Source organism: Rhodanobacter sp. BL-MT-08 (assembly GCF_054161255.1).
Map to the genome: position 1 here is coordinate 4,187,872 of NZ_CP167872.1, position 18,833 is coordinate 4,206,704.

19 protein-coding genes and 1 pseudogene are annotated in these 18,833 nt (G+C 62.8%); 2 read left to right on the top strand and 18 right to left on the bottom strand.

Annotation, left to right across the window (positions count from 1 at the left end; genetic code table 11):
* Positions 1-43: 43 nt before the first annotated feature.
* From ACDK93_RS18630 to ACDK93_RS18645, 4 genes are read right to left on the bottom strand one after another with little or no spacing between them, the layout of a single operon-like run.
* Positions 44-1,015, bottom strand: a complete 972-nt coding sequence (locus ACDK93_RS18630) for an LpxL/LpxP family acyltransferase (RefSeq protein WP_458070509.1) — start codon at positions 1,013-1,015, stop codon at positions 44-46.
* Entirely contained in the window at positions 1,012-1,356 is a 345-nt protein-coding gene (locus ACDK93_RS18635) for a hydroxymyristoyl-ACP dehydratase (protein WP_458070510.1), read from the bottom strand. The genes ACDK93_RS18630 and ACDK93_RS18635 overlap by 4 nt, the downstream gene beginning before the upstream one ends.
* Entirely contained in the window at positions 1,353-2,087 is a 735-nt protein-coding gene (locus ACDK93_RS18640) for a xanthomonadin biosynthesis protein (RefSeq protein ID WP_458070511.1), read from the bottom strand. Before ACDK93_RS18640 ends, ACDK93_RS18635 begins: the two co-directional genes overlap by 4 nt.
* A 49-nt stretch (positions 2,088-2,136) precedes the next feature.
* Complete coding sequence (locus ACDK93_RS18645; protein ID WP_458070512.1) at positions 2,137-2,409, bottom strand: phosphopantetheine-binding protein; 273 nt, start codon at positions 2,407-2,409, stop codon at positions 2,137-2,139.
* A 93-nt stretch (positions 2,410-2,502) separates the two neighbouring features.
* Between ACDK93_RS18645 and ACDK93_RS18650 the strand changes: the two genes are divergently transcribed.
* Positions 2,503-3,495: a chorismate transformation enzyme, FkbO/Hyg5 family gene (locus ACDK93_RS18650; RefSeq protein WP_458070513.1), complete on the top strand. Its 993-nt coding sequence runs from the start codon at positions 2,503-2,505 to the stop codon at positions 3,493-3,495.
* A 194-nt stretch (positions 3,496-3,689) separates the two neighbouring features.
* Here the strand turns inward: ACDK93_RS18650 and glmU are convergent.
* From glmU to queD, 12 genes and pseudogenes are all read right to left on the bottom strand, one after another.
* Positions 3,690-5,054, bottom strand: a pseudogene (gene glmU / locus ACDK93_RS18655) (bifunctional UDP-N-acetylglucosamine diphosphorylase/glucosamine-1-phosphate N-acetyltransferase GlmU); the annotation flags it as partial.
* A gap of 128 nt (positions 5,055-5,182) precedes the next feature.
* Positions 5,183-6,256: a hypothetical protein gene (locus ACDK93_RS18660; RefSeq protein ID WP_458070514.1), complete on the bottom strand. Its 1,074-nt coding sequence runs from the start codon at positions 6,254-6,256 to the stop codon at positions 5,183-5,185.
* 291 nt (positions 6,257-6,547) lie between these two features.
* A complete protein-coding gene (locus ACDK93_RS18665) occupies positions 6,548-6,973 on the bottom strand; it encodes a F0F1 ATP synthase subunit epsilon (protein WP_458070515.1) in 426 nt (141 codons plus the stop codon).
* Positions 6,974-7,120: 147 nt separating this feature from the next.
* The gene (gene atpD / locus ACDK93_RS18670; protein ID WP_179480955.1) at positions 7,121-8,533 is read right to left on the bottom strand and encodes a F0F1 ATP synthase subunit beta; all 1,413 of its coding nucleotides are present in this window, start codon (positions 8,531-8,533) and stop codon (positions 7,121-7,123) included.
* Positions 8,534-8,758: 225 nt separating this feature from the next.
* Complete coding sequence (gene atpG / locus ACDK93_RS18675) at positions 8,759-9,652, bottom strand: F0F1 ATP synthase subunit gamma (protein ID WP_458070516.1); 894 nt, start codon at positions 9,650-9,652, stop codon at positions 8,759-8,761.
* A gap of 128 nt (positions 9,653-9,780) precedes the next feature.
* Positions 9,781-11,331, bottom strand: coding sequence for a F0F1 ATP synthase subunit alpha (gene atpA, locus ACDK93_RS18680; RefSeq protein ID WP_458070517.1), 1,551 nt, complete (start codon positions 11,329-11,331; stop codon positions 9,781-9,783).
* Positions 11,332-11,489: 158 nt separating this feature from the next.
* The gene (locus ACDK93_RS18685; protein WP_458070518.1) at positions 11,490-12,023 is read right to left on the bottom strand and encodes a F0F1 ATP synthase subunit delta; all 534 of its coding nucleotides are present in this window, start codon (positions 12,021-12,023) and stop codon (positions 11,490-11,492) included.
* A gap of 3 nt (positions 12,024-12,026) precedes the next feature.
* Positions 12,027-12,497, bottom strand: a complete 471-nt coding sequence (locus ACDK93_RS18690; RefSeq protein ID WP_458070519.1) for a F0F1 ATP synthase subunit B — start codon at positions 12,495-12,497, stop codon at positions 12,027-12,029.
* A gap of 84 nt (positions 12,498-12,581) precedes the next feature.
* The gene (gene atpE / locus ACDK93_RS18695; protein ID WP_458070520.1) at positions 12,582-12,857 is read right to left on the bottom strand and encodes a F0F1 ATP synthase subunit C; all 276 of its coding nucleotides are present in this window, start codon (positions 12,855-12,857) and stop codon (positions 12,582-12,584) included.
* 111 nt (positions 12,858-12,968) lie between these two features.
* Positions 12,969-13,808, bottom strand: coding sequence for a F0F1 ATP synthase subunit A (gene atpB / locus ACDK93_RS18700; RefSeq protein WP_458070521.1), 840 nt, complete (start codon positions 13,806-13,808; stop codon positions 12,969-12,971).
* 2 nt (positions 13,809-13,810) lie between these two features.
* Positions 13,811-14,176 (bottom strand): hypothetical protein, encoded by a 366-nt coding sequence (locus ACDK93_RS18705; RefSeq protein WP_458070522.1) that lies wholly within the window; start codon positions 14,174-14,176, stop codon positions 13,811-13,813.
* A 207-nt stretch (positions 14,177-14,383) separates the two neighbouring features.
* Positions 14,384-14,740: a 6-carboxytetrahydropterin synthase QueD gene (gene queD, locus ACDK93_RS18710; RefSeq protein ID WP_458070523.1), complete on the bottom strand. Its 357-nt coding sequence runs from the start codon at positions 14,738-14,740 to the stop codon at positions 14,384-14,386.
* 165 nt (positions 14,741-14,905) lie between these two features.
* On the opposite strand from queD, the gene ACDK93_RS18715 reads away from it, so the two are divergent.
* Positions 14,906-15,406 carry a PepSY domain-containing protein gene (locus tag ACDK93_RS18715; protein WP_458070524.1) on the top strand — a complete coding sequence of 167 codons (501 nt, stop codon included), beginning with the start codon at positions 14,906-14,908 and terminating at the stop codon, positions 15,404-15,406.
* A 290-nt stretch (positions 15,407-15,696) separates the two neighbouring features.
* On the opposite strand, the gene ACDK93_RS18720 is transcribed toward ACDK93_RS18715, so the two are convergent.
* Together ACDK93_RS18720 and ACDK93_RS18725 are read right to left on the bottom strand one after the other, a co-directional pair.
* The gene (locus ACDK93_RS18720; RefSeq protein ID WP_458070525.1) at positions 15,697-18,516 is read right to left on the bottom strand and encodes a type I restriction endonuclease subunit R; all 2,820 of its coding nucleotides are present in this window, start codon (positions 18,514-18,516) and stop codon (positions 15,697-15,699) included.
* Positions 18,480-18,821 carry a hypothetical protein gene (locus tag ACDK93_RS18725; protein WP_458070526.1) on the bottom strand — a complete coding sequence of 114 codons (342 nt, stop codon included), beginning with the start codon at positions 18,819-18,821 and terminating at the stop codon, positions 18,480-18,482. The genes ACDK93_RS18720 and ACDK93_RS18725 overlap by 37 nt, the downstream gene beginning before the upstream one ends.
* Positions 18,822-18,833: the final 12 nt, after the last annotated feature.

An 18,833-nucleotide genomic window follows, 5' to 3' on the forward strand; every position in this document is an offset into this window, starting at 1 on the left:
GGTTTGCGATGTGGCCGATGAGGATGCCGCGGCTGCGGTCGTTTCAGATCTCGACGCGCTCGCTTCCGCGCTCGTCCATGGCAGCAACGTCATGCACAGCAGTAGCGCGAACATCTTGCTGCCAGAAATCATAGAAGTTGAACCAGTTGTAGGGAGCGACATGGACGTAGTGTTCCAGGCGTTGGGCATAGCGGGTGATCAGTGCGTCCAGGGCCGGGCCGCGCGCCTTGCGCGGAATCTCCACCCGGTCGGCCATCGCCTCGAACACCACGCGGTAGCGGTTGCCGCCCAGGTACAAGCCGAAGCACAGTATCACCGGCACCTGCAGCGTATGCGCCAGCAGCCACGGGCTGATCGGAAACGGCGCCGGCGAGCCGAGAAATTCCGCGTCGCGCAGCGCCTCGTGACCGCGGCCGCGATCGGCAAGCATCGCCACCATCGCGCCGCTCTGGCAGGCCTCGGCCATCGCCAGCGCGATGCTGGTGCCATCCTTCGAGGCATCGATCACGTTGGCACCGATGTCGGGCGCGAGGTCTTCAAGCAGGCGCGTCATCGCCGGGGTTTTCTGCTTGTCCAGCACGACGCGGATCGACATGTCCGGCCGCCGCGCGCCCACCGCGCGCAGCGCTTCGAAACTGCCCTGGTGCGAGCCGAACAGCAGCAAGCCCTGGCCGCGATCGATGCAGGCATCGAGCAACTCCAGCCCTTCGGTCTCGACCTCGAACAGCGACTCGCCGCGTGCGAGCAGAAAGATCCGGTCCAGGCTGGTCGCCGCGTAGGTATGCATGTGGTGGAACACTTCGCGCACCGTCGCCGGCCGGCCAAACACGCGCTGCAGGTATTGCCGCGAGGCGAGGCGCTCGGGTTTGCGGCGCAGGTAGAAATACAGCGTGATCGGATACAGGCACGCGCGCGCCAGTCCGCGGCCGCCGTGCAGCGCGATGCTGCGGATGATCCACATCGCGAAGAAACCGCCGCCTTCGGGCCGATCCTGCCAGTGCTCGGTGGTGGTCATGCCGCCGCCTCGATCGTGCCGCGCGCCAGCAGCGTGTCGCCGCGAAAAATCTCGAAGCGAAGGCGTTCGGCAGCGGCCGGCGTCAGGCGCACCACGGCCGCTTCAGCCGGCAGCAGCGGCGCGACGAATTTCGCCTCCACGACGCGGCCCAGGCGCTGGCCACGCCATGCCCGCAGCGCCATCGCAACCTGCTCCAGCAGGATCACACCCGGCACCAGCGGATGGCCGGGAAAGTGACCGGGCAACGATGGGTGATCAGCGCCGATGCAGAACGCGTGCTCAAACGTTTCATGGATTGCCGCCGTGGCGTGTGCGTCCGTCTTGATCACATCGGCACTCATCGCGGCGACGCCCCTTTGCCATGCATCAGCTGCGGCCACTGCAGCATGAGCTTGAGCAGCATGTCGTGAAGAGCCTGATGCCTGAGATGGCGCAAGCGCCAGCGGCGATAGCCGTATTCCAGCGCAAAGGCCACGGCCAGCACCAGATAACCACCGACATGCAGCCACATCGCGGCCCAGCGATCCGATACCGGCAGCGGTGAGGTCAATCCCAGACGCGCCAGCACGCCCGCGTGCTCGGCGCACAGCAGCAGCACGGCCAGCAGTAGCGCCTGCGCGGCCAGCAGCAGCGTCCAGCTCCAGGTGATGTCACGCGCGTAGCGCGCCACACCCGGCTGCGCCAGGCGCTCGGGACCTTCCAGCGCAACGATAAATCGGGCTACCAGCGGTTCGGATGTTTTCAGCGTGCGGCCAAAGCCGAACGCCAGCAGCGCGCTGATCAGAATCGGCACGCTTTCCAGCAAAAGATCGGCGAAGCCGAACACCGACGACAGCACCAGCGCTGCCAGAATCGCCACCCAAAGCAGCCATGCGCCGATGCGCAGCGTCAGCAGGCGCGGCAGCATCAGCGCCGTGGCCAGCAGCAGCAGCGCGATCAGCGGAAAGATTTGTCGATGCGTCACGTCACCGGCGATCGCCAGCACCGGATACGCCAGCAGCAGCGGCAGCACGTAGCGGCGCGTGTCGACGGCGCGCCGCGGCGGCTCAGCTGAAAGAGGCGGTAGCGTCATGCCGGATACCGTGATGACAGAACACACGGGCAGGTCTGCCACGCGCGAATTAAGCAGCGAGGCGATGCTGCTCGACGTGCGCCGACAGCGTGCGCAGGCTGGTGAAGATCTGCCGGTTGTCCGGGTTGTCCGAGCGCAGCTGAAAACCGTAGCGCTTGGACACGGCCAGGGCGATCTCCAGCGCGTCGATCGAGTCCAGCCCAAGGTCGCCACCAAACAGCGGCGCGTCGGGATCGATCTGGTCGGGCGTTACGGTATCGAGATTCAGGCAGTCCACGATCAACGTGGCCAATTCGTGTTCCGACGCTGTCTGCTCTGCCATGCTCGATTCCGACTGGGATAATGCCTCGCCTACACCCGGTGGCGACGGCCACGGAGTGTAACATGGCGACCTTAACGTTCTTGGTTACGACGCATGGTTCAGGGAAGTGAAAACCCGCAGTTTGATGCCCTTTTGCGCCGCGCCCCGCGCGTGTCCTACCGGGTCGGCGATGCCGCTGCCGCGTTGAAGGAAGCCGGTACGCTGGCCCTGCTCGGCTTCGGCGCCGGCAGCCAAAAAACGGGTGACCCGCGCGCGCTGCAAGTCGCGCTGGAAAGCTTCGACGCGCCGGCGCCGCTGGAGATCTGGCAGGTCGTTGCTCCAGTGACCCAAGGCACGGTTGGCGCCCTGCGCTGGTCGGCCGGCGGCGGCTGGCTTTTCGCGGCGATCGAACTGGACGAACGTGAGCACGATGGCCCCGAAGGCGCCGCCAACACGGCCTACGCTCAGCTGCGTCACTTTCTCGAACAGCGCCCGGAGCGACACGTGCTGCGCCTATGGAATTACCTCGGCGCCATCAACGAAGGCGCGGGCGATGCCGAGCGTTACAAGCAGTTCTGCGACGGTCGCGCCGCCGGCATGGGCAGCTTCTTCGCCGACGGCTTTCCCGCGGCCAGCGCCATCGGTCATCACGGCCAGGCGTACCGGCTGCAGATTTACCTGCTGGCCTGCGATCAGCCCGGCCAGCGCGTGGAAAATCCGCGTCAGGTCAGCGCCTGGCGCTATCCGCGCCAGTACGGCCGCACGCCGCCGAGCTTTGCCCGCGCAATGAGCCTCCCCGGCAACGACGTGCTCGCGATCTCCGGCACCGCCGCCGTAGTCGGTCACGCGTCGGCGCATAACGACGATCTGGATGCCCAGCTCGATGAAACCCTGATCAATCTCGAAACCCTGCTCGCCAGCGCCGACATGCCCGCCGGCTTCGACACGCATTCACCGCTCAAAGCGTACGTGCGCCATGCCGTCGACGCGCCGCGCGTGCGCGACTTCTTCCGGCGTCGCCTGCCCGGCGTCCCGGTGCTGCTGCTGCACGGCGACATCTGCCGCCGCGAGCTGCTAGTGGAGATTGATGGGTGGCGGTATGCGTGAGGGCGGGGAACGGGGAACGGGGAACGGGGAACGGAAAAACATAAAAGCAAAACTCGGCATGGCGTAATCGCCGCGGGCTAATCGCTCTTCGGGTTTTGCTCCTACCCGTTCCCTGTTTACTCGCGGCTTTGCCGCTCGCCCTTCGGGCCGCCTGCGGCGTTCGCGCTGCGCGCGTCCCTTTCCCCGTTCCCGGATTTTTTGACCGGCCGCGTCCATCCGCGCAGCGTGGCCTGCTTCGCGCGGGTCAGTGTGAGTTCGCCTTCGGGCGCATCGCGGGTAATGACGGAACCGGCACCGATGGTGGCCTGGGCGCCCACAGTCACCGGCGCGACGAGTGCGCTGTTGGAGCCGATGAAGGCGCCGTCCTCGATGCGAGTGATCGACTTGTTGATGCCGTCGTAGTTGCAGGTGATGGTGCCGGCGCCGATGTTGACGCCGCGGCCGATCTCGCTGTCGCCGAGGTAGCTGAGGTGGTTGGCCTTGCTGTTTTCGCCGATGGTGGTTTTTTTGACCTCGACGAAATTGCCCACGTGCACGCCGCTGGCCAGTTCGGTGCCGGGACGCAGGCGCGCGAACGGGCCGATGACGCAGGGGCCGTGGGTGATCACACCTTCGATATCGCAGTGCGCATGCACGACGGTACCGGCCGCGAGTTGCACGTTCTTGAGCCGGGTGAAGGCGCCGACGCGCACGTCGTCGCCAAGTACCACGTCGCCTTCGAGGATGACGTCGATATCGAGTTCGACATCGTGCCCCGTGCGGATCGTGCCGCGCACATCGATGCGCGTCGGGTCGGCCAGGCGCACGCCGTCGAGCGCCAGCGAACGCGCGGCGCGACCGCGGAAATGCGCCTCCAGCTCGGTCAGCTGCCACGGGTCGTTGGCACCGGCCGCCTCCACCGGATCGGCGCATTCCACGCTCAGCGCGGCGCGATGTTCCCGCGCCGCCATGGCAAAAATATCGGTGAGGTAGTACTCGCCCTGCGCGTTGTTGCGATCCAGCCGCGCGATCCAGCCGCGCAGCGCGGCCGCGTCGGCGGCGAGAATACCGGTGTTGACCAGCGTGACGGCGCGCTGTTCCGCGGTGGCGTCCTTCTCTTCGACGACTTCGGCGATCTGCCCGGCCGCATCGCAAAGCACGCGGCCGTAGCCGTGCGGGTTATCGAGGCGCGTAGTGAGCAGGCGCAGCGCGCCGCCGGCCTGCACCAACGGCCGCAACGTGTCGGCACGGATCAGCGGCACGTCGCCATAAAGAACCAGCACCTGCGCGCCGTCGGCGATGGTCGCCAGCGCCTGCTCGACGGCGTGGCCCGTGCCCAGCCGTTCGGCCTGCAGCACCCAGCGCAGATCGGACTGGCCGGCAAAGGCCGCGCGCACTTCATCACCGGCGTGGCCGTAAACAACGTGGATCGCCGCCGGCTGTAGCGCACGCGCGGTGCTCAGCACATGGGCCAGCAGCGGACGGCCGGCCAGCGGCATCAGCACCTTGGCGTGGCGGGACTTCATCCGCTTGCCTTCGCCGGCAGCAAGAATGATGACGTGCAGCGAGGAATCAGGCATGACAGCACCAACGTGATCGAAACAGAGGCTCAAGCCCCGCAGGATACAAGTGATCGCGCGCGCTGCGCGCTTATCTCCAAGAGATCCGGTCGAACGCCTTCAAGAAAAAATGCTCTACCGACGACCGATCATTTTTTCGGCGCGGGCTTCAGTTTTTCCAGCTTGGGCGAATAAGCCTGCACAAATGCGTTGTGCAGAATGCCGAGGATCGCCTGCGCGGGATCGGCCACCTTGTCGCCAATGTGCCCAGAGATTGGGACGCGTGTGCCGAACTGATCCTTCTCTTGATTCTTGAATACTGAGACCACGCCCTGCGCGACCGCCTCGTAGGCGACTTTCAGCGGACTCTTCTTTTCCTGCTCGACGTCTTTCTTCCAGCTGAAGATTTGCAGATTGCGGAACAGTGGTTTGGCGTAGCCGTCCAGTTGCCCGTTCTTGGCCTGCAGCTCCATCGTGAAATCGCCGGTGCCACCGGCGAAATCGAGGCCCGCATACGCTCGCGCCAAGTCGTTGACCTTCACCAGCTGAATATCTCTGGCGCGTAGCTCGTAGAAGAAGTCACCGAGCTGGTTGATAGGATCAAAGGTTGCCTGGGTTTCGAATGGCGCATCGCCCAAGATCTTGGCGGTAGCGCGCAGTTCGGCCACGCGGTTGCCGTTGCGGCCCTGGATATTGGTGAGGTTGCTCACGGTGCCGTTGACGTCGGTCATCTTCAGATCGACGCGCGGATTGGAGACAAAACTCTGGAACGTCACGGTGCCATTGATGACGTTGATCTCGTCCAGCCGCATCGGCGCCAGCAGCTTGAGCTGGTCGCGCCAGTTCACGCCCTTGCCGGTCTGGCTGCCGCCCTGGTTGCTGCCTTCGATGAAATTGATCGTCGGCTGGGTGAAGGTCACCTTGCCGCGAAAGACGCCGTGCGTGAGCGCCACCCAGCTCAATGAAATGTCGGTGCGAGGGGTTTCCAGCAGGGGCGCCGGCAGTTTGCCGCTGACCTTGACGATGCTCAGCTGGTTGATGGTGTACGCGCCACGCCACAGGTGCAGATCGATATCGGCGATCTGGCCATGGTAGTCGCCCATCTTGTCCATGCGGCTGTTGAGGTAGTGGCGCACCGCATACGGCATGGCGGCCCGGACGATCAGCAGCACCACGATGACGATGATCAGCACGCCCAGATGTCGGCGGTAGCGAAACTTCATGGCGATCGTTTCCCTGTGCGGTCGGGGCATTCTAGTCGCGCCCGTGTCTGCGTGCCGGCAAAACCCGGCGACAAAGCGACGCGCGGATGGCAAAACGCCGGCGCAAGGCCGGCGTCAGTGAAGCGCCATCCTATCCAGATGGCAGCGCTTTTATTGATAGTGCGGCCATGGACGGCCGCCTTTTGATCTTGTTATGCGCTCAGGGACGGGCGCACAAGCTCAAGGTTTAAAGTGCGGCAAGGCATGGCTGCCTCTTGATCTCGTTTTGCGCTCAGGGAGCGCGCAAAAAGCTCAATGCTTGAGGTTCTTGCGCAGGCGCTCCAGCGCCTGCAGCTGGGCCATCGCCTCGGCCAGTTTGGCCTGCGCCTCGGCGATATCCAGCGCCTCGGTGCGGTGGGCCAGGGCGTCCTCGGCTTCCTTCTTGGCGCGCTGTGCCGCGGCCTCGTCCAGATCGGAGGCGCGGGCGGCGGTATCGGCCAGTACGGTGATCACCTGCGGCTGCACTTCCAGAATGCCGCCGGACACGTAGAACTGCTGACGCTCGCCACCGTCCAACAGCACATCGACGTGGCCGGGCTTGAGGCGGGTGATCAGCGGCGCGTGGCGGGGCGTAATGCCCAGCTCACCGAGCTCGCCGGTGGCAATGACCATCGTCGCGTCGCCGGAAAAAATCTCGGCTTCGGCACTGACGATGTCGACGCGAATGGTGTTGGTCATGGTGGTTGGTCTCGCTTTGCTCGACGGGAACGGGGATCGGGGAACAGGGAACGGTAAAATCAAAAGCGTGCAGCGCGCGGCTTCGCATTTGTTCCCTGCCGGGCCACCTCGGGTGGTTTCCTGTTACCTGTTCCCGCTTTTAAAGACTCAGGCCGCCTTCTTGGCGCCCATGTCTTCGGCTTTCTTGATCGCCTCGTCGATGCCGCCGACCATGTAGAACGCCTGCTCGGGCAGGTGATCCACATCGCCGTCGACGATCATCTTGAAGCCGCGGATGGTTTCCTTCAGCGGCACGTACTTGCCCGGCGAGCCGGTGAACACTTCGGCCACGTGGAACGGCTGCGAGAAGAAGCGCTCGATCTTGCGCGCGCGCGTCACCGACTGCTTGTCTTCTTCGCTCAGCTCGTCCATGCCGAGAATCGCGATGATGTCCTTCAACTCCTTGTAGCGCTGCAGCGTGCCCTGCACCTTGCGCGCGACTTCGTAGTGCTCCACGCCGATCACCAGCGGATCGAGCTGGCGGCTGGTCGAGGCCAGCGGATCGACGGCCGGGTAGATACCCAGGCTGGCGATTTCGCGCGACAGCGCGACGGTGGAGTCCAGATGCACGAAGGTGGTGGCCGGCGACGGATCGGTGTAGTCATCTGCGGGCACGTACACGGCCTGAATCGAGGTGATCGAGCCGGTCTTGGTCGAGGTGATGCGCTCCTGCAGCACGCCCATTTCCTCGGCCAGCGTCGGCTGGTAGCCCACGGCGGACGGCATACGGCCAAGCAGTGCGGACACTTCGGTACCGGCCAGCGTGTAGCGATAGATGTTGTCGACGAAGAACAGCACGTCGCGGCCCTTGCCGCTGGCGTCCTTCTCGTCGCGGAAGTACTCGGCCATGGTCAGGCCGGTCAGCGCCACGCGCAGGCGATTGCCCGGCGGCTCGTTCATCTGGCCGTAGACCATCGCGACCTTGTCGAGAACGTTGGAGTCTTTCATCTCGTGGTAGAAGTCGTTGCCCTCGCGGGTACGCTCACCGACGCCGGCAAACACCGACAGGCCTTCGTGCGCCTTGGCGATGTTGTTGATCAGCTCCATCATGTTGACCGTCTTGCCCACGCCGGCGCCGCCGAACAGGCCGACCTTGCCGCCCTTGGCAAACGGGCAGATCAGGTCGATCACCTTGATGCCGGTTTCCAGCAGGTCGTTGCCGGCTGCCTGCTCGTCGTAGCTCGGCGCCTCGCGATGGATCACCCACTGATCCTGCTCGCCGATCGGACCGGCTTCGTCGATGGGATTGCCCAGCACGTCCATGATGCGGCCGAGCGTGGCCTTGCCGACCGGCACCTTGATGCCTTCGCCGGTGTTGCGCGCAACGAGGTTGCGGCGCAGGCCATCGGTCGAGCCCAGCGCGATGCAGCGCACGATGCCGTCACCCAGCTGCTGCTGCACTTCCAGCGTGATCGCCGTGCCGTCGATTTTCAGTGCGTCATACACCTGCGGCACTTCATGACGCGCGAACTCCACGTCGACGACGGCGCCGATGATCTGAACTACTTTGCCCTGGCTCATGAAATGCTCCGGATGTAATTTGAAGTTTTAGAAAGCGCCAACTAAATGTCGCTCTTGTTTCTATTTCGAGTGCGGCCACGGATGGCTGCTTTTTGATCTTGTTCTGCGATCACGGATGATCGCTTTTCCTTACCATTGCGGCCACGGATGGCCGCCTTTTGATCTTGTACTGCAATCGCGGATGATCGCTTTTATTACCACTGTGATCACGGATGATCGCTATAACTAAACCGCCGACGCGCCGCCCACGATTTCCGAAATTTCCTGGGTAATCGCCGCCTGGCGCGCCTTGTTGTAAACCAGCGTCAAATCGCCGATCACCTTGCTGGCGTTGTCCGATGCCGCCTTCATGGCGACCATGCGTGCGGCGTGCTCGCTGGCCAGGTTCTCCAGCGTCGCCTGGTACACCAGCGACTCGACATAGCGGGCGAGCACGTGCTCCAGTACGCTCTGCGCGTCGGGCTCGTAGATGTAATCCCAGTCGTTCTTCTGTTCGAGCTTCGCGCCGTCGGCTTTTTCCATCTCCGCCGCGACCGCCGGCAGGGGCAGCAGTGCGTCGATGGTCGGCTTCTGCGTCATGGTGTTGACGAAGTCGTTATAGGCCAGGAACACGCGATCCAGGCCGTTGGACGTATAGACGTCCATCATCACCTTGATCACGCCGACCAGCTGCTCGAGCTTGGGCTTCTCGCCGAGATGGCTCACGCTGCCGATCAGGTTGACACCCTTGATGCGACGGAAAAACGAGATGGCCTTCTGGCCGATCGCGACCACGTCCACCTCGACGCCCTGCTTCTGCCATTCGGCGATCGAGGGCAGCAGCCGGCGGAACAGGTTGGAGTTGAGGCCGCCGCACAGGCCGCGATCGGTCGACACCACGATGTAGCCGACGCGCGCCACGTTATCGCGCTGGGTCAGGAACGGATGGCTGAAATCGGTGCTGGCCTGGGCCACGTGCGCGATCACCTTGCGCATGGCACGGGCATACGGGCGCGAGGCGCGCATCATGTCCTGCGCGCGGCGGATCTTCGCCGCCGAGACCATTTCGAGCGCGCGCGTGACCTTGCGCATGTTCTGCGTGCTCTTGATCTTGGTTTTGATTTCGCGTCCGCTTGCCATCTGTCTCGCTCGCTATGCTCGCTTTGGGGGAACAGGGAACGGGGAGTGGGGAACTGAAGCTCCCTCTGGAATGGGGTACTGCGTCAAACGCCACTTCCCCATTCCCTGTTCCCTGTTCCCGCTTTTACTCACCAGCTACCGGTCTTCTTGTACTCGTCCAGCGAGGCCTTGAAGGTGGCTTCGATGTCGTTATTCCAGTCGCCGGTGGCCACGATCTTGGTCATCAGCTCTTCGTGGTTCTGGTGCATGAAGGCATGCAGGCCCTTCTCGAACGGCAGCACCTGGTTGACCGCGAGGTCATCGAGGTAGCCCTTCTCGGCCGCATACACCGACAGCGCCAGTTCGGCGATCGACAGCGGCGAATACTGGCCCTGCTTCATCAGCTCGGTCACGCGCTGGCCGCGGTCCAGCTGCGCGCGCGTGGCCGGGTCCAGATCCGAGGCGAACTGCGCAAACGCGGCCAGCTCGCGGTACTGCGCCAGCGCCAGCTTCACGCCGCCGGAGAGCTTCTTGACGATCTTGGTCTGCGCGGCACCGCCGACGCGGGACACCGAGATACCGGCGTTCACGGCCGGACGGATACCGGCGTTGAACAGGTCGGTTTCCAGGAAGATCTGACCGTCGGTAATCGAGATCACGTTGGTCGGCACGAAGGCCGACACGTCGCCACCCTGGGTCTCGATGATCGGCAGCGCGGTCAGCGAACCGGTCTTGCCCTTCACTTCGCCATTGGTGAACTTCTCGACGTACTCCTCGGACACGCGGGCTGCGCGCTCGAGCAGACGGGAATGCAGATAGAACACGTCGCCCGGATAGGCTTCACGGCCCGGCGGACGCTTCAGCAGCAGCGAGATCTGGCGGTAGGCCACGGCCTGCTTGGACAAATCGTCGTACACGATCAGCGCGTCTTCGCCGCGATCGCGGAAGTATTCGCCCATTGCGCAACCCGAATACGGCGCCACATACTGCAACGCGGCCGACTCGGAGGCCGACGCGACCACCACGATGGTGTACGCCAGAGCGCCGTTGGCCTCGAGCTTGCGCACCACGTTGGCGATCGACGAGCGCTTCTGGCCGATGGCCACGTAGATGCACTTAATGCCGGAATTCTTCTGCGCGATGATCGCGTCGATGGCCAGCGCGGTCTTGCCGGTCTGGCGATCGCCGATGATCAGCTCGCGCTGGCCGCGGCCGACCGGAATCATCGCGTCGACCGACTTGTAGCCGGTCTGCAGCGGCTGGTCGACCGACTTGCGCCAGATCACGCCCGGCGCCACGGTTTCGATGGCGGCGTTGAGCTTGGCGTTGAGCGGACCCTTGCCGTCGATCGGATTGCCCAGCGCGTCGACGACGCGACCGAGCAGCTCCGGACCCACCGGCACTTCCAGGATGCGGCCGGTGGTCTTGGCGGTGTCGCCTTCGCGCAGATGCTGGTACTCGCCCAGCACCACGGCGCCGACCGAGTCGCGCTCCAGGTTGAGCGCCAGGGCAAACGAGTTACCCGGCAGCTCGATCATTTCGCCCTGCATCACGTCGGCCAGGCCGTGGATGCGCACGATGCCGTCGGACACGCTGATCAGCGTGCCTTCGTTGCGTGCTTCGGCGCCGAGCTTGAACTGCTCGATGCGGGTCTTGATCAGCTCACTGATTTCGGACGGATTCAAGGTGGTGCTGGACATGGTCGTGATCCTGAATTTTTAGGTCTCTTTTTCAAGAGTCCAGCCATGGACGGCCGGGTTTTTTACTGTTCGCGTTAGCACTTCGCGTAAAACTGTTTTCGGAGTTCAGCCGTTGATGGCCGGTTTTGCTCTTCGCGAAACGGACTTCGCGTAAAACTTTAGACTGTCAGCGCGCTCGCCATCCGTTCAAGGCGTCCGCGGGCCGAACCGTCGATCACTTCGCTACCCGTATCGATCACCACGCCAGCCAGCAGCGACGCATCGACCTCGGTCTCCAGCTCGATCTCGCGCTTGAAACGACGCTTCAGCGACGCCTTCAGCTGATCGGACTGCGCGGCATCGAGCGCGAGCGCGCTGGTAACTTTCACCAGCAGCTGCGACTCGGATTCGCGCTTATAGCCTTCGAACAGCTCGGCCACTTCCGGCAACAGGGTCACCCGGCGATTTTCCACCAACTCGGCCAGAAACTGCGCAAACGGGGCGTCGCTGGCCATGCCTTCGGGCAGATGCAGCGCCACGATCTGCTCGGGCTTGACCCGCGGATCGTTGTCGAGATCGACCACGCGCGCATCCGCCGACACCGCCGCGGCAAACGCCAGCGACTGCGACCAGCTATCCAGCAACCCGGTGGCATGCGCCACTTCGAAAGCGGCGCGTGCATACGGGCGGGCGAGAGTGATTGCCTGAGCCATCGATCAGATCTCGGCCGCGAGCTGGTCGAGCAACGCCTTGTGCGTCGACGCGTCGACTTCGCGCTGCACGATCTTGCTGGCGCCCTGCACGGCCAACGCACCCACCTGCTCGCGCAGCTGGTCACGGGCGCGCTGCGCCATCGAGGCGATGTCTTCCTGCGCCGAGGCCTTCAGCCGGTTGATCTCGACCACCGCTTCGGCGCGAGCCTTCTCGATGATCTGATTGGCCTGCTGCTGAGCCTTGTCGATGATCTCGCCAGCCTGCTGACGAGCCACCTTGATCTCGGCGGCCACCTTGGTATCAGCCGCGCGCAGTTCAGCGTGCGCCTGCTCGGCGGCATTCAGACCCTCGGCAATCTTGACCTGACGGTCTTCGATCGCTTTGCTGATCTGCGGCCAAATGAACTTGGTAGTGAACCAGACCAGTATCGCGAACGATAGCATCTGGCCCAGGAAGGTCATGTTGATATCCATGATCTCTCCGTTATCTCCTGAAACACATTAACCGTACGGCCACCGCTGCCAACGTGTCGGCAGCGGTGGCGTGAGCAGCCTTGATCAGCCCGCGACCACTTTGAGAGCGGCCAGCAGCGGATTGGAGAATGCCAGCAGCAGCGCAATGGCCAGACCGATGATGAACGCCGCGTCGATTAGACCGGCGAGCAGGAACATGCGGCCCTGCAGCAGCGGCACCAGCTCCGGCTGACGGGCAGCGGCCTCGAGAAACTTCGAGCCCATGATGCCGATACCGAGGCAAGCACCGAGAGCGCCCAGGCCGATGATGATGCCGATGGCAATGGCCGTCAGAGCCTGCACGTGTGCGATGAATTCCATGGTGTTCTCCTACGAGGCAATAAAAGGTTGGCTGTACTAACTAAATGGACAAATTTACTGGACAAAACAAAACAGGGTGGAACTGTGCGACCACAAAGAATGATGTGAAACTCAGTGGTGCTCACGTGCCATGGCGATATAGACAATCGTGAGCATCATGAAAATAAATGCCTGCAGCGCGATGATCAGGATGTGGAAGATCGCCCAGGCCGTATTGAAAAGCACGCCCGGGACAAAGCTGACCCAGCTCACCATCAACCCGGCGATGAGCATGAACACCAGCTCGCCACCGTACATGTTGCCGAACAGTCGCATGGCCAGCGATACCGGCTTCGACAGATATTCGACGACATTGAGCAGCAGATTGAACGGCGAAAGCGCGATCTTCGCGCCCATGCTGTTGGCCTGAAACGGAGCCGTCAGCAGCTCTTTGCCGAACCCAAGGCCGCCCTTCGCGCTGAAAGCGTGCGCCAGAACAATGAAGAACACCGCGACCGACAACCCAACCGTCGTATTGACGTCCGCCGTCGGCACCATGCGGAAAAACGTGTGATGCGCGACCTCGTGGCCGCGGAACGTGGTGACCAGCCAGCCGACCAGATCCACGGGCAGCAGATCCATGGCGTTCATCAGGAACACCCACATGAAGATCGACAGTGCCAGCGGCGTGATGGTCCGGCGGTCACCATGGAAGGTGTCCTTGACCTGGGTGTCCACGAACTCGACGATGATTTCGACCAGCGCCTGACCCTTCGAGGGCACGCCCGAGCTGGCCTTGCGCGCAAACAGCCAGAACCACAGGCAAAAGATCACACCCAGCACAAAGGAGACCACGATCGAGTCCACGCGAACGTGCCAGAACGAGCCGGCGCCAGGACGCGTCATCACCACCATGTGCTCCAGGTGATGAGTGATGTATTCGGTAAGACCGCCCTGCGGCTCGCTTGCCATAACTAACCCTTGAATCTGAACGCCAACAAATTGACTGCGTAAGCAGCAACGAGCCCCGTGATTGTTGCGAGAGGCGGCAACTTGAACTGCACCAGGATCAGCATCAGACCTCCCCCGATGGTCATCCACTTGAGGATGACTCCCGCGAGTAACCTGGCCAACACCATCTCCCCGCCACCCAGCAGCGCAAAAGCTCTCAGAGAGAGCAGCGCTGTACCAGCAGCGACGATTCCCGCACCGAGGAGGGCCGCAAGAGCTTCGCGCCAGCCAAGGATAAGGAAAAAAATTCCAGCCAAGACCCCTGCAGCGATCTGCCAGACCACAATACGCAATGCCAGACGCCGGCCGGAGGCAAGACTATTGATCAAGTACGGTCCCCGCGCGGTTTGCACCAAGCGACGCCGTCATAGCTACGGGCCACAATGCTAATCCCGAAAAGTATACCAGCCGGCCCAATGGCGCGACAACCGAGTTGCTGGCGGTTAGCGAGGGGATTCGCAAAAAAATACATGCGGCAACGCAACATGTTGCTAGACAACGTTATGTCGTCTACTGCGCTGTAACCGTCGCCGAACCTACTTGCCCCGGTACCGACAGCCGGAGGTGCATGTCTCATGGACCACGACCTCCGAAAGCAAGGGCAGCACGGGCTTGAGGCGATCCCATACCCAGATCGACAGCCGCTCGCTGGTCGGATTCTCCAGACCCTCGATGTCGTTGAGGTAATGGTGATCCAGCTGGTCGTAAAGTGGCTGAAAAGCCGTCTTCACGTCGGAAAAATCCATGACCCAACCGGTTTCGGCACCTAACTCGCCCTGAAGATGAATCTCCACCCGGAACGAGTGTCCGTGCAGGCGCGCGCACTTGTGGCCCGGGGGCACGTTGGGCAGCCGGTGCGCCGCCTCGAGGGTAAAGACCTTGAAGATATCCATGGCGCCATTGTAACGCCCCACCGCCACTAGACCGCTCACGCCGAGCGACACGCCGGCTGCGGCGGCCTGAGTCGCGGCTAAACAGCATTCCCCCGTTCACGCCGGTTTGCAGGCCACCTGCGCAAGCTGGCCTCCCTCACTTCGTCGACACAGAAGGACTTCACCATGAACAAGCGCATGCTTCCCCTCTTGCTGGGATTGTCGGTTTGCAGTGCCGCCATGGCGCAGAACGCAACGACGACCGCGCCGGCACCGGCCGCCGCCACCCAGATGACGACCACCACCGTGACCTGGGCAACCCCAGCCAGCGGCGCGCTGACCCAGGACGCGATCGAAACGTCCATCGCCAACGCCGGCTATAAAGAAGTGGAAGGCCTGGCGTTCAAGGACGGCGTCTGGCGCACCAAGGCCCGCGGCGGCAACAAAAAGTGGTCAAAACTGGCCGTCGGCCCAGTCACCGGCCGCGTCTATCCCGCCGATGCGCCCTCCGCCCTCAACGCCGACGAAGTCAAAGCCAAGCTCACCACAGCCGGCTATCAGAATCCCACCGACGTCAAATTCGATGACGGCCTGTGGAGCGTCTCCGCCAAATCCCCGCAGGGCAGCGACATCCACCTGCTGGTCGACCCGACCGATGGCAGCGTGGTGGCGCAGTCGCGCGATTGATGGTTTCAACCAACGCGACGAAATAGGCGGCCGTGATAGCCACCTGTTTCGTCACGTGCTGTGGCGACGCTCTGCCTAACTGACAAAGCTACGGCTTGGTAATCGGCTCATATCGTGAGCGGATTACGGCATCTATTCGGCTCACAGACAGCAGGCAGCGCATGGCCAATTCCATAAAGTGCCTAGGCAGAAGCATTGACTGCGAGAACGGCACCGGAACGAGATATATGCCTGCACGAACTCGGCACCGCATATCGCGCGTTTCACGGGGAGAACAATCAGCGGCGAAATCAACCGCGAGAAGGATCCGACTGACTCGCATTTGATTTCGCCCTCAGCGCTTCATACAACTGCGCCGGCCCAAGCAGGATGTCTTTCAATCCGTTACGAACTCGCTCTGATCCAAGCGCTTGGCTGCTCATGGTCGAATGGGCGTCCAGCGCATCCATGATCGCGTGCATCAACGCGTCTTTCAGGTCGGGGGAATTGGCGAACTGTTCCTTGCTGTTGCTGCCGGCCTGCTGCATCAGGGTTTCGTTTTCCAGCAGCTTGCCCTTGATCGCACCGTTTACGTAGTGCAACTGGTCACCGTCGGTCAGCTGTCCCTCGAAGAGCCCGTTGACCTTCTCGATAATCTCGACCAAAAGGGCTTGCTGCTTGTCTTGTAAAGCGCCCGTTCCAACAGCATCCATTGGCGGCAGTTTGTAGCTGCCTTTACCGTCATCCCTGAGGTTAAGCGGCTGCCGCCCCGCGCTACGGAGCGTGTGATGGGTCAACACCACTCTGGACAAATCGACCGTATCGCGCTCGCACCCAAATTCCAGCAAAGGGATCAGCCGCTTGTAGAACAGGAAACGTTTTTCGATATCGGTATTGCCGTAATCGAACACCTGCGACAGAAACGCATACAGCCGAACGTATGCGCCCATGTCGTTCTTGAACAGGACCAGCGCGTCCAGTACGTCCTTGCTCGCCTGTGCGGCTTTATCGTCACCACCGTCCAGTGCGGCAGCGCGTTCCAACTGGGCCGCTCGATACCGCCTCAGCAGGCGATCGGCCACCGGTGCGATGGCGCTGCTCAGCTGCGCCTGCGTGCCGCGCGGATCGGTTTCCACCTTTGCCACCCGCTCGACCTCGAAGTCGTCGTAGTGACCGCTGGCGTCGAGCTTGGCGCGCAAATCGAACACGAGGTGCGGGTCGGTGGTCGCCTCCAGCTCCGCCGTTTCGTAGTAGGTCTTGAACGCCTTGAGAACATCGGCGGCATCGTTGACGAAGTCGAGGATATAGGTCGTGTCTTTGCCCGGGTGCGCACGGTTCAAACGCGACAGCGTCTGCACGGCCTGGATGCCGCCGAGGATCTTGTCGACATACATCCCGCACAGCAGCGGCTGATCGAATCCGGTCTGGAACTTGTTGGCGACCAGCAGCAGGTGATAGTCGGGCTGGGCAAACGCATCGCGGATATCGCGACCTTTGAGGCCGGGGTTCAAATCCGCGCTGGTTTCGCTCACCGGTGCGGGAAAGCTCTCCGGGTCATCCACTTCGCCGGAGAACGCCACCAGCACGCCGAGGGAATAATTCTGCCGGGCGATGTAGCCGCGAATCGCCTTTTGCCAGCGCACGGCCTCCTTGCGACTGCCGACCACCACCATGGCCTTGGCTCTGCCTTCGAGTAGAGGCTGCACGTTCTCGCGGTAATGCTCCACCACGATCTGCACTTTCTGCGCGATGTTGTACGGGTGCAGGCGCACCCACTGCATGATCCCCTTCGTCGCGGTGCTGCGCTCGACCTGAGTCTGGTCGTATTCCTTGCCGTCGTGCGCCAGCTTGAACGCCAGCTGGTACGGCGTGTAGTTTTTCAGCACATCGAGAATGAAACCCTCCTCGATCGCCTGCCGCATCGAATACACGTGGAACGGTTGCGGCAGTCCATCAGCACCTGGACGTCCAAACAGCTCCAGCGTTTTCTGCTTGGGCGTGGCGGTGAAAGCCACATAGGTAAGTCGCGTGTTGCCGCCAGCACGGGCGCCCATGTTTGCCGTCAGCACAAGTTCGGTGTCGAAGCCACCTCCGTCTTCCAGCTCGGCCCGTTCCTCGGCGCTCAACAGCTGCTTGAGCTTGGCCGCGGCGTCGCCGGTCTGCGAGCTGTGCGCCTCGTCGGCAATCACGGCAAAGCATTTGCCCTCGGTAGCCGCCAGCTCCTGCACGGCCTGCAGCGCAAACGGAAACGTCTGGATCGTGCAGACGATGATCTTTTTACCGTTCTTCAGCGCCTGTCCCAACTGCTTGCTTTTGCTGTCGCCCTCGCCGGTGATCGTCTCGACCACACCGGTAGTGCGCTCGAAGTCGAAGATCGCCTCCTGCAGCTGCGCATCCAGCACGTTGCGATCGGACACCACCAGCACGCTGTCGAACATCTTGCGATGCTGCGCATCGTGCAGGTCGGCGAGAAAATGGGCCGTCCAGGCAATCGAGTTGGTCTTGCCCGAGCCGGCCGAGTGCTGGATCAGATAGCGCTGCCCGGCGCCTTCGGCCAGCACGTCGGCCACCAGCCGGCGCGTGGCGTCGAGCTGGTGGTAGCGCGGAAAGATCATGCTCTTCAGCTGCTTCTTGTCATCGCGCTTGCCGATCAGATACCGGCCTAGAATCTCCAGCCAGCTGTCGCGCGCCCAGACCTCTTCCCACAGATAAGCGGTCGCAAAGCCGTCGGGGTTCGGCACATTGCCCGCACCGCCGTGGTTGCCGCGATTGAACGGCAGAAAGTACGTGGCCGTGCCCGCCAGCCGCGTGGTCATCATCACTTCGGCCTGGCTCACCGCAAAATGCACCAGCGCGCCGCCGGGAAACGCGAGCAGCGGTCCGACCAGGCCGCCCTTCGGCTGCGGATCGCGATCGAAACGGTACTGATCCACCGCGTCGTTCACGCTCTGGGTAAAGTCTGATTTCAGCTCGGCCGTGGCCACGGCAATGCCGTTGACGAACAGCACCAGATCCAGCGCATCGTTTGGGTTATTCGGCGAATGCCGCACCTGCCGCACCACGCGCAGCCGGTTGGCCGCGTAGTGCTGCTGGATCACTGGATTGATCGCCAGCGCCGGCTTGAACTGCACCAGCGACAGCGGCTCTTCAGCCCCAGCATTTCCACGCCACGACGCAGCACCTCCAGCGTGCCGCGCTCGTTGAGGCTCTTTCGGACCCGCTCGGCGATGCGTTCGCCGATCGCCGCACCATGGGTCCTGGTCAACCGTTGCCAGCTGTCCGGCTGGGTTGTTTCGATCCAGGCCAGCAAGTCGGGCAGATACAGCGCGTGCGTGCGGTGGTAATTGGCCGCGTCGCCGTCGGCATACAGCCAGCCGTGTGCAGCGAGGTGATCGCAGATGGCCTGCTCGAAGTGATGTTCGCGATGCAGGTTCATAGGTTTTCCATG

Bases quoted from the DNA above. Each gene is read 5' to 3' on its own strand.
- ACDK93_RS18645 (WP_458070512.1), bottom strand. From the start codon at position 2,409: ATGGCAGAGCAGACAGCGTCGGAACACGAATTGGCCACGTTGATCGTG.
- ACDK93_RS18630 (WP_458070509.1), bottom strand. From the start codon at position 1,015: ATGACCACCACCGAGCACTGGCAGGATCGGCCCGAAGGCGGCGGTTTC.
- atpE (WP_458070520.1), bottom strand. From the start codon at position 12,857: ATGGAATTCATCGCACACGTGCAGGCTCTGACGGCCATTGCCATCGGC.
- atpD (WP_179480955.1), bottom strand. From the start codon at position 8,533: ATGAGCCAGGGCAAAGTAGTTCAGATCATCGGCGCCGTCGTCGACGTG.
- ACDK93_RS18685 (WP_458070518.1), bottom strand. From the start codon at position 12,023: ATGGCTCAGGCAATCACTCTCGCCCGCCCGTATGCACGCGCCGCTTTC.
- ACDK93_RS18665 (WP_458070515.1), bottom strand. From the start codon at position 6,973: ATGACCAACACCATTCGCGTCGACATCGTCAGTGCCGAAGCCGAGATT.
- ACDK93_RS18690 (WP_458070519.1), bottom strand. From the start codon at position 12,497: ATGGATATCAACATGACCTTCCTGGGCCAGATGCTATCGTTCGCGATA.
- ACDK93_RS18725 (WP_458070526.1), bottom strand. From the start codon at position 18,821: ATGAACCTGCATCGCGAACATCACTTCGAGCAGGCCATCTGCGATCAC.
- ACDK93_RS18715 (WP_458070524.1), top strand. From the start codon at position 14,906: ATGAACAAGCGCATGCTTCCCCTCTTGCTGGGATTGTCGGTTTGCAGT.
- ACDK93_RS18660 (WP_458070514.1), bottom strand. From the start codon at position 6,256: ATGAAGTTTCGCTACCGCCGACATCTGGGCGTGCTGATCATCGTCATC.
- queD (WP_458070523.1), bottom strand. From the start codon at position 14,740: ATGGATATCTTCAAGGTCTTTACCCTCGAGGCGGCGCACCGGCTGCCC.
- atpG (WP_458070516.1), bottom strand. From the start codon at position 9,652: ATGGCAAGCGGACGCGAAATCAAAACCAAGATCAAGAGCACGCAGAAC.
- ACDK93_RS18640 (WP_458070511.1), bottom strand. From the start codon at position 2,087: ATGACGCTACCGCCTCTTTCAGCTGAGCCGCCGCGGCGCGCCGTCGAC.
- atpB (WP_458070521.1), bottom strand. From the start codon at position 13,808: ATGGCAAGCGAGCCGCAGGGCGGTCTTACCGAATACATCACTCATCAC.
- ACDK93_RS18650 (WP_458070513.1), top strand. From the start codon at position 2,503: ATGGTTCAGGGAAGTGAAAACCCGCAGTTTGATGCCCTTTTGCGCCGC.
- ACDK93_RS18635 (WP_458070510.1), bottom strand. From the start codon at position 1,356: ATGAGTGCCGATGTGATCAAGACGGACGCACACGCCACGGCGGCAATC.
- atpA (WP_458070517.1), bottom strand. From the start codon at position 11,331: ATGTCCAGCACCACCTTGAATCCGTCCGAAATCAGTGAGCTGATCAAG.